Origin of the sequence: Gilliamella sp. Choc6-1 (genome assembly GCF_001690385.1) — a bacterium.
In the GTDB taxonomy this organism is placed as follows: Bacteria; Pseudomonadota; Gammaproteobacteria; order Enterobacterales; family Orbaceae; genus Gilliamella; species Gilliamella apicola_A.
In genome coordinates this window covers 179,150-187,920 of sequence record NZ_LZHI01000028.1, presented here as the reverse complement: position 1 = coordinate 187,920, position 8,771 = coordinate 179,150, and the positions used below count along the sequence as shown (strand labels likewise).

General features: G+C 34.2%; 9 protein-coding genes. 6 read left to right on the top strand and 3 right to left on the bottom strand.

The annotated features are described in order from the left end of the window. From A9G36_RS10135 to A9G36_RS04300, 6 genes are all read left to right on the top strand, one after another. The coding region (locus tag A9G36_RS10135; protein WP_065585441.1) for a putative type VI secretion system effector at positions 1–762 on the top strand (762 nt) is incomplete at its 5' end. A 16-nt stretch (positions 763–778) separates the two neighbouring features. After that, positions 779–1,663 (top strand): putative type VI secretion system effector, encoded by an 885-nt coding sequence (locus tag A9G36_RS04320; protein ID WP_065585440.1) that lies wholly within the window; start codon positions 779–781, stop codon positions 1,661–1,663. A 30-nt stretch (positions 1,664–1,693) separates the two neighbouring features. Continuing rightward, on the top strand, positions 1,694–2,578 hold the full coding sequence (locus tag A9G36_RS04315) for a putative type VI secretion system effector (RefSeq protein ID WP_065585439.1): 885 nt from the start codon (positions 1,694–1,696) through the stop codon (positions 2,576–2,578). A 30-nt stretch (positions 2,579–2,608) separates the two neighbouring features. Beyond that, entirely contained in the window at positions 2,609–3,493 is an 885-nt protein-coding gene (locus A9G36_RS04310; protein WP_065576001.1) for a putative type VI secretion system effector, read from the top strand. Between the two features lie 289 nt (positions 3,494–3,782). Continuing rightward, a complete protein-coding gene (locus A9G36_RS04305; RefSeq protein ID WP_065574201.1) occupies positions 3,783–4,904 on the top strand; it encodes a hypothetical protein in 1,122 nt (373 codons plus the stop codon). Between the two features lie 102 nt (positions 4,905–5,006). Then, positions 5,007–5,885, top strand: coding sequence for a DUF6216 family protein (locus tag A9G36_RS04300; RefSeq protein WP_065585438.1), 879 nt, complete (start codon positions 5,007–5,009; stop codon positions 5,883–5,885). Positions 5,886–5,985: 100 nt separating this feature from the next. Here A9G36_RS04300 and mnmE read toward each other — a convergent pair whose 3' ends face one another. The 3 genes from mnmE to A9G36_RS04285 all read right to left on the bottom strand — a co-directional run bounded on the left by mnmE (position 5,986) and on the right by A9G36_RS04285 (position 8,647). After that, positions 5,986–7,347: a tRNA uridine-5-carboxymethylaminomethyl(34) synthesis GTPase MnmE gene (gene mnmE, locus A9G36_RS04295; RefSeq protein ID WP_065585437.1), complete on the bottom strand. Its 1,362-nt coding sequence runs from the start codon at positions 7,345–7,347 to the stop codon at positions 5,986–5,988. A gap of 109 nt (positions 7,348–7,456) precedes the next feature. Then, positions 7,457–8,071, bottom strand: a complete 615-nt coding sequence (locus A9G36_RS04290) for a YdcF family protein (protein WP_065568636.1) — start codon at positions 8,069–8,071, stop codon at positions 7,457–7,459. 12 nt (positions 8,072–8,083) lie between these two features. Then, positions 8,084–8,647: a DNA-3-methyladenine glycosylase I gene (locus A9G36_RS04285; protein WP_065568635.1), complete on the bottom strand. Its 564-nt coding sequence runs from the start codon at positions 8,645–8,647 to the stop codon at positions 8,084–8,086. Between the last annotated feature and the right edge of the window lie 124 nt (positions 8,648–8,771).

Genomic DNA, 8,771 nt, shown 5'->3' with positions numbered 1-8,771 from the left:
ATTGATTTACAAACACAGCAACAAGCGTTTGAAGTTGAAGTCTACCAAAATATGCAAGAATCCATGGAGCGAGTCAATAGAGCAGCACGAATGGGCGCCATTATTGGTACCTTACGCGGGCAAGTTGGTTTAACAGGTTTGCCAGAAACTAAACCTGTTTTACGTGAGGCTAATTTTGTTAATGTTCAAATTGGCGATGAAATTTACCGTGGTTGGCTTGGTGATTGCCCGTTTCAACCAGGGGATGAAGTGATTGTCGTTGCCGAATGGCAAAACGACCATTACGAACTCTATGCTATTGCCAAACCTGATGAGAAGATGATCTGCGTCTGCCCTAACTGTTTTCGAGGGCGTTGGGCACATTTTATTTATGCCTTAAAAGGAATTTTTATTGCTTTATTCTTAGTTCTTTTATTTTTCACTTGCCTCGATATCTATTCCTATGGTTTAGATGCGGTATTATCTTTAGATATAAGATTTGTCAGGAATTTTCGTGCTTCTGGCATTGCTTTTGGCACTTTTGCTGTTATTGGCTTAATTATTGCGTTAAAAGACAGCTTTAAAACTAAAGTGAAAATTGCCGAACAAATCTTTAAAGCTTTAAACTTTAAAAAAATATCAAGAATGAATTTAAGAAAATTAACCAATAAAAAAATTAGAAAATTAAAAAGACAAGGTAAATACCAGAAAAATAGCCAAACACCTAAAATCGTTTTCGATACATGGTTAGGTGATAATTTTTTATATTATTACGAAAAATAATAAGAGTTTATGACCTATGAGCCTAAAAACCTTTTATAAAATTCAAAATCAAATGGTCGATAAATCATGGCGACGCAACGCAACGCCCCCAGTATTACCCTGCTGGGGCGATGAATTTACCTGTATTGGTGGCACCATAATACGCATTGATTTACAAACACAGCAACAAGCGTTTGAAGTTGAAGTCTACCAAAATATGCAAGAATCCATGGAGCGAGTCAATAGAGCAGCACGAATGGGCGCCATTATTGGTACCTTACGCGGGCAAGTTGGTTTAACAGGTTTGCCAGAAGATGACCCTGTTTTACGTGAGGCTAATTTTGTTAATGTTCAAATTGGCGATGAAATTTACCGTGGTTGGCTTGGTGATTGCCCGTTTCAACCGGGGGATGAAGTAATTGTCGTTGCCGAATGGCAAAACGACCATTACGAACTCTATGCTATTGCCAAACCTGATGAGAGGATCATCAGCGTCTGCCCTAACTGTTTTCGAGGACGTTGGGCTTATTTTGTATTTTGCATTAAATGTACTATTATCACTTTTTTGATAGTAATGTTAGTAATAACAGGGCTCTACATCTTTTATCATAATCTCGATAGAGTTTTAACCTTAAACAGCTATTATTTGAATACTATGTCTTGTATGGCGCTTACTTTTGGTATTTTTGCCGTTATCGGTTTATTTATAGCATTAAAAGACAGCTTTAAAACTAAAGTGAAAATTGCCGAACAAATCTTTAAAGCTTTAAACTTTAAAAAAATATCAAGGATCGATTTAAGAAAATTTACCAATAGAAAATGTTGGAAATTAAAGTTTCAAGGAAAATATAAGCCAAATAATCAAAAACCTAAGACTAACTATATAAACAAAATATATGATAGTAATCTTTTTTATTATTAAAAAGATTAATAAGGAATACTGCGTACAAATATGAGCTTAAAAACATTTTATAAAATTCAAAATCAAATGGTCGATAAATCATGGCGACGCAACGCAACGCCCCCAGTATTACCCTGCTGGGGCGATGAATTTACCTGTATTCGTGGCACCATAATACGCATTGATTTACAAACACAGCAACAAGCGTTTGAAGTTGAATCCTACCAAAATATGCAAGAAACAATGGAACGAACCAATAGAGCAGCACGAATTGGCGCCATTATTGGTACATTTCGCGGGCAAGTTGGTTTAACAGGTTTGCCAGAAACTAAACCTGTTTTACGTGAGGCTAATTTTGTTAATGTTCAAATTGGCGATGAAATTTACCGTGGTTGGCTTGGTGATTGCCCGTTTCAACCAGGGGATGAAGTGATTGTCGTTGCCGAATGGCAAAACGACCATTACGAACTCTATGCTATTGCCAAACCTGATGAGAGGATCATCAGCGTCTGCCCTAACTGTTTTCGAGGGCGTTGGGCTTATTCTGTATTTTGCCTTAAATGTACTATTATGACTTTGATGATTGCACTGATAGTCGTGACGGGCATATATATATATTATCATGATTTAGATGACGTAGTTACTTTGAGTAATAATTATAAAAATAATATTTCAGCTGCTTCAATTGCTTTTGGTAGTTTTGCTGTTATTGGTTTTATTATTGCATTAAAAGACAGCTTTAAAACTAAAGTGAAAATTGCCGAACAAATCTTTAAAGCTTTAAACTTTAAAAAAATATCAAGGATCGATTTAAGAAAATTTACCAATAGAAAATGTTGGAAATTAAAGCTTCAAGGAAAATATAAGCCAAATAATCAAAAACCTAAGACTAACTATATAAACAAAATATATGATAGTAATCTTTTTTATTATTAAAAAGATTAATAAGGAATACTGCGTACAAATATGAGCCTAAAAACCTTTTATAAAATTCAAAATCAAATGGTCGATAAATCATGGCGACGCAACGCCACCCCCCCAGTATTACCCTGCTGGGGCGATGAATTTACCAGTATTCGTGGCACCATAATACGCATTGATTTACAAGAAGAAAAGCGCCAATTTGAGGTCGAATCATATGAAAACGTTAAAGAAAGCGTTGAAAGATTAAATAGAGCAGCAAAAATTGGCGCAATTATTGGCACATTTCGGGGGCAAGTGGGTCTAACTGGTGAGGCTGGAGTTGAACCACTGCCTCGAAAAGCCAACTTTGTAAATGTTCAAATTGGCGATGAAATTTACCGCGGTTGGATTGGCGATTGTCCGTTTCAACCGGGGGATGAAGTGATTGTCGTTGCCGAATGGCAAAACGACCATTACGAACTCTATGCTATTGCCAAACCTGATGAGAAGATGATCAGCGTCTGCCCTAACTGTTTTCGAGGACGTTGGGCTTATTTTATTTTTTGCGCAAAGTGTACCGTTTTGACTTTATCAATAATATTGTTATTTTTTACTTGCCTTGATATCTATTCCTATGGTTTAGATGCGGTATTATCTTTAGATATAAGATTTATTAGGAATTTTCGTACTTTTGGCATTGTTTTTGGCTCTTTTGCTATTATCAGTTTAATTGTTGCTTTAAAAGACAGCTTTAAAACTAAAGTGAAAATAGCCGAACAAATATTTAGGGCTCTAAATTTACAAAGAATATCAAGGATTGATTTAAGGAGATTCACTAATAAAAAAGTTAGAAAGTTAAAACGACAAGGTAAATATACAGAGAATAAGCAAACTCCTAAAATTACCTATAATTCGAGAATTAAGGATAATCACCTTTTTTATTATTAAAAGATTAATAAGGAATACTGCGTACAAATATGAGCTTAAAAACCTTTTATAAAATTCAAAATCAAATGGTCGATAAATCATGGCGACGCAACGCAACCCCCCCCAGTATTACCCTGCTGGGGCGATGAATTTACCAGTATTGGTGGCACCATAATACGCATTGATTTAAGTTGTTTCACCATAAAAATGTATCTTAGATATATTTTAACGTAATAAGATTATAGTTATAGATAATATACCTATAGCCTTAAGTAATATTAATCATTAATAAATTATAGAGTTAGATAGTATGTCTTGGTCTAAACCTAACGTTAGCAACATTGCAAAACCACCAGCAAAGTTACATTGGAAAACATGGGGAATGTTTATTACCCTGTTATTTTTTATTACGAGTTTTATACTAGCCAGATTGTGGCCAGACAGTAGTTATAGCTCTCAGTGGACTTATTGGGTAGGTTCGACACTGATTACCTTAATTATTGGAGGAATTGCTTTTAGTATTCGAATCTATTTTTATGGGCTTGCCCAAGAAGAATATAATATATGGCAACAAGAACAAAAAAATATCGAACAAAATTGGCAAAAATGGGCGATGCAATCATTGGTTGTTCTTGATAGCTTTTATGTTTTACCTAACCAAGTAACTGCAAACAAAATACTTAATAATGGTTCAAATATAAGTGCTGAAGTAAATAAATCATTAACCTTTAATGATAAATTTGATACAGCACACTATATCGAAGATTTGTTTGTTTCAATGCGTTCTGTACTAAATAAACTTCCGAAAACAGAATCAATAAATATTACTGTTTATTCATCACAACATGCTGATATTTGTATTGAAAACACAATTAGTCAAGCTTATCAAAAGATCGGAATCAAACAGCGTTATTCGCTATCGCAGAAAATCGAAAATGAAATTGATGTAGAACAGTTAACTAAATGGGTGGATGCAACAGAACCTGAGCTTGAATTAATTATTGTCGATAATACTAAGTCACAAAGTTCAAGTTTTTTAACTGCTTTCTTGCTTGTGAAAAAATCACATTACCAAGATATGGGTATTGATATTGCCCAAGTTGAAATTTTAAGACCAATGTTCACAAGCGATCTACAGCTTGCTTTTCAACAAATGGTTGATATGCAACCAGTAATCAAACAAGTAAATCAACTTTGGCTTGCTAATTTAACTAACAAGCAAGAAAAAGAAGTGTTAATCAATTTGTCTAAAAATCATATTGAATTAGAGGATGTTAATAAGTTACAAAGAATTGGGGGCAATCAAGACGAACTTTCATATTGGCTCGCATTAGCATTAGGTTGTGAATCGGTCATTGCTTCCCATAAAAATAATTTAATTACATCTATAACCCAAAATCAATGGCTAAGTTCAGTGATTGCTGTTTTGTGAGTGAATAAGTTTTTTTTCAATAAAAAACATAGTTATGGAAAAAATAAAATTTTTAATTTATGTAGATAGCAATTTTTTAACAATAAGAATCGGTTTAATAAAGTGACAAAAGAAACAGTTGATAATCAGATTTTAGCTTTAATTCAATTACCTTATTTTGAATATATTCTATACTTTATCGTTGCTGTAATAGCGGTATTTTTTATTTATAAATGGAAGATTTATTTTCTGATAAAAAATAGAATTTTGATGTTTATATTAGGTAAAAAATATTCGGAATTTTCGAATACTAACTTGCAAAGGTTTCATAAAAGGAACATAGATATATTTCACTTTAATACGTTGTATGGCGTATCAGCGACGAGTTATGAACAGATTAAAAAATATCAAAAGTGGTTACATAGAAACGGAGTGGCAGCAAGTCAAATCATTAAAATTAAGCCACATTTCAATATTAAAACCCTTTCCTACCCAAAAATAACGTTATGGAAAATATTTTGTAACTTTATTGTTTTACTCATTTTATTTATTGTATTTCTTATGTGTACTAATTTTTCTTTTACTTCTTCAGCCCTAATCAAAGTAGAAAAAAATGAACCATGGTTTTGGGTATCTAATAATTATGCCAAAAACTCCCAGTATGCATTTATACCTTTTACCAATAGCAAATGGTATTTAAATGCTTCAATATGTAATGAAACCGGCTTTGATGAAAAAAAATGGGCTGAGCACCATAAGGTATCTTTCACAACCACAAAAATAATTTGTGAACACTTTAACTCTGAAGAGTCTCAAAAAAAAATATCAAAAATAGTTAATGAGCAAAAGGCCTTTTTCATTCCAATAACTTTGGGAATATGTTTTACGTTATTTTATGTATTAGTAAGAATATTTAAATTAGCATTAGTTTTTGATATAAGAATGCAGATTAAATGGCATAGAACCAAAAAATGGAAAAGAAAAGGTCGTAAAAAGCCATGATGTATTTTAGGATATTGAGTAAAATATCCCATTTATTCCGCTCTCTTTTGATAAGTTTTAATCAATTATAATTAAAATGCGAAGCTATCAATCATTAACCTTATTTACCAATACAAAACGAACTGAATATACGGCCTAATAAATCATCAGAAGTAAATTCTCCGGTGATTTCACTTAAGGCTTCTTGGGCTAGTCTTAGCTCTTCGGCTAGCAATTCACCTGCGTGAAAGGTAATTAGCTGGTGTTTACCATTGTTTAAGTGTTCAGCGGCTTTTTCAAGTGCTTGAAGGTGGCGGCGACGGGCTAAGAATCCACCTTCAGTGCTACTAGTAAAGCCCATTGTTTGTTTTAGGTGATTGCGTAATAGTGAAACACCTTCCCCCGTTCGAGCTGAAAGCTGAATCAGTGAGTAGCCATTTACTTCACTATACCCTAGCTTTTCACCCGTTAAATCGGCTTTATTACGAATTACGGTTACTGGCATATTTTTAGGTAAGCGTTCAATAAATTCTGGCCATAATTTTTCGGGGTTGGTTTCGGTTGTGGTTGTGCTGTCAACCATAAACAGTACTCTATCGGCTTGTTTAATTTCTTGCCAAGCCCGCTCTATGCCGATTCGTTCCACTTCGTCACTGGCTTCTCGTAAACCTGCGGTATCAATAACATGTAGCGGCATACCGTCAATATGGATATGTTCACGTAGTACATCGCGCGTGGTGCCAGCAATATCAGTCACAATGGCAGCTTCACGTCCAGCTAAGGCATTTAGTAAGCTTGATTTTCCAGCATTAGGACGCCCTGCTATGACTACTTTCATGCCTTCTCGTAACAATGATCCTTGTTTAGCTTCTTGCCGAACTTCGCTTAAGCTAGCAATCACTTCATTAAGTTGTGCTTCGATTTTGCCATCAGATAGAAAGTCAATTTCTTCTTCAGGAAAGTCGATTGCTGCCTCAGTAAATATGCGTAAATGAATTAAGGATTCAACCAATGCATTCACTTTTTTAGAAAATACACCTTGTAAGGATGATATCGCCGATTTTGCCGCTTGTTCTGAGCTAGCATCAATTAAATCAGCTATGGCTTCGGCTTGAGCTAAATCTAATTTATCGTTTAAAAAGGCTCGCTCTGAAAACTCGCCCGGTTTTGCAATACGAATATTTGGGATCTCAAGTATTCGTTTTAAAAGCAAGTCTAAAATAACTGGACCACCGTGCCCTTGTAATTCAAGTACATCTTCGCCTGTAAAAGAGTGTGGATTAGGAAAAAACAACGCAATACCTTCATCTAAGATTGAACCATCAGTAGCTAAAAAAGGAAGATAATGCGCATACCTTGGTTTGGGTATTTGCCCTAATACTGCCTGAGCCACGGCTTGGGCTTTGGGTCCAGAAATGCGCAATATACCTACACCACCACGACCTGGTGGCGTTGCTTGTGCAACAATTGTATCTGATTTCATATTGATCTGTAGCTGATTTAAATTTTAATGGTTAATAATATCATGGAAGCATGGCAAAAACAGCAGTTGTCCTTGGTTTTGCCACTATGCGCTGATAGTTTTAGTTAGTTTATTGAGTTAATAATGAGTTTTCTGGTTTTATGCTATCGCTTGGGTGGTCAAATAACCAAGAATTTGCTAGTGCTAGGGGTTCTCTTATTAATGCGATATATTTATCTCTTTTAGTCAAATCTAATGGCGCCGCTAAGCCCGATACTTCGTTAATTCCTGAACGTTTAGCAAGCATTAGCGATCGCAATAAATGAAAATCATTGGTTACCACAACCGTTTTTCCTAAGGGTAATATACGATTTGCATAGATAAATTGTTGGGCTGTTCGGGTTGATTTGTCTTCTTGATAAATTCGATTAGCATCGATCCCTTTTTCAATTAAATATTGAGCCATTACACTGGCTTCAGTTGCAGATTCGTTTTTGCCCTGTCCGCCACAAACAACAACTTTGGTTTGTGGGTTATTTTGTAAATAATTTATGGCAATATTTAAACGTTCGGCTAAGGTTGAAGAAGCTATGGCTGGTGTCTTAATCACTTGTGCTCCCAATACTACCACGGTATCGGCATTTTTTACTGGTTTTTGCAACGAAGAAATATAAATCGCAATGTTAGCAATAATAAAATAGGCTAATATTAAGGCTATACCATACTTTATTGATTTTACTATCATCCATTTTTTCCTTTATTTTTTATAACAATTTTCAAAATGATCGTTAACTAATCCCATGGACTGCATAAAAGCATAACAGATGGTAGAACCAATAAATGTAAAACCTTTGTTTTTTAAAGCTTTTGACATTTTTTCTGATATATCAGTACTTATGGGGACTTCGCTTTTGTCGTTAAAATGGTTAATAATTGGTTTATTATCAACAAAAGACCAGATAAATTGCGAGAAATCTTCGCCATTTTTTTGCATATTTAAATAAGCATGAGCATTTTTTACAATGCTATTTAGCTTTAAACGATGACGAATTAGTCCTTTATTTTTTAAAAGATGTTCAATGTCTTCAGGCGTTAGCTGAATAATCTTTTGTGGGTCGAAATTAAAAAAGCAACGTCGATATTCATCGCGTTTTTTCAAAACAGTGATCCACGATAATCCCGCTTGTTGTCCTTCAAGGCAAATTTTCTCAAATAGCTTAAGGCTATCATATTGAGCGATTCCCCATTCGTTATCGTGATAATCAATGTATATTGGATCGTTCAAGACCCAACTGCAGCGTACTTTTTTATTATTTTTCATCAAATTTTATCCAACCTATTCGTTATTGTTTATGCTTTATTGAGATTTAGATTTTTTAAGCATAAATTGGTTGGATTATAAATCAAATAAGCAGATTTGTTGTATATATTAAATTTTTTTATGA